The sequence below is a fragment of the Streptococcus sp. WM07 genome (assembly GCF_004570525.1).
GTDB lineage: Bacteria > Bacillota > Bacilli > Lactobacillales > Streptococcaceae > Streptococcus.
Genome location: NZ_SPPZ01000131.1, coordinates 1 through 749 on the forward strand (window position 1 = coordinate 1; position 749 = coordinate 749).

Sequence of the window (749 nt, forward strand, 5' to 3'; positions counted from 1 at the left end):
GATCCAACAACTCCAAACTATCCAACACCAGATAAGACAGACATTCTAACATTGACAGAAGAAGTTCTTCGTGATGTTCGTTACTATGTCCGTGGTAAGGATGGACAACTGACAGAAATGACGCCAGAACAGGCACAAATGAAGTCAGACACTCTTCGCTTCCGTCGTGAAGGAACCATTAACTTGGCTACAGGTGAGACAACCCTAGGTAACTGGGTAGCTCTTGATGGCTCAGCCTTTGGTGCTTATACATCACCATCTGTTCCAGGATACATCTTGGAAAATGCTTCACAACTTCAAGCAGGAGCTCACAATGGTATCGGTGCAGATTCAGAGGATATTCATGATCAAGTTATCTACGTACCAGTTGGTAACTATGTTCCGAAATTCCCTGAAGGATCAACACCAACTGATCCATGGTCAGAAGTACCATATGTAACAGATCCAACAAATCCAGCAACAATTGTTCCTCCTACTGATCCAAGTCAACCGGCTATTCCATATGTACCAGGTATGACTCCAGTAGATCCAGGCAACAACGAGCCGTTGAAACCAGTGGATCCAGATAATCCAAGTAAGGGTTATGTTCCACCAGTTCCAACAACACCAACTGGCAACACTGAGATTCCTTATGTGCAAAATCCAACAGTTCAGGATGATCAAGCACAAGTTATCTACCGTGTTGTATCAACGGATGGTAAGACTGTTGTAAATCCTGAGATTGCGAAATCTGAAGTATTGACAGGTAA

Annotated in this window: 1 pseudogene; it reads left to right on the forward strand. The window is 43.5% G+C overall.

The window, feature by feature from the left end:
- Positions 1–749, forward strand: a pseudogene (locus tag E4T71_RS09930) (hypothetical protein); the annotation flags it as partial.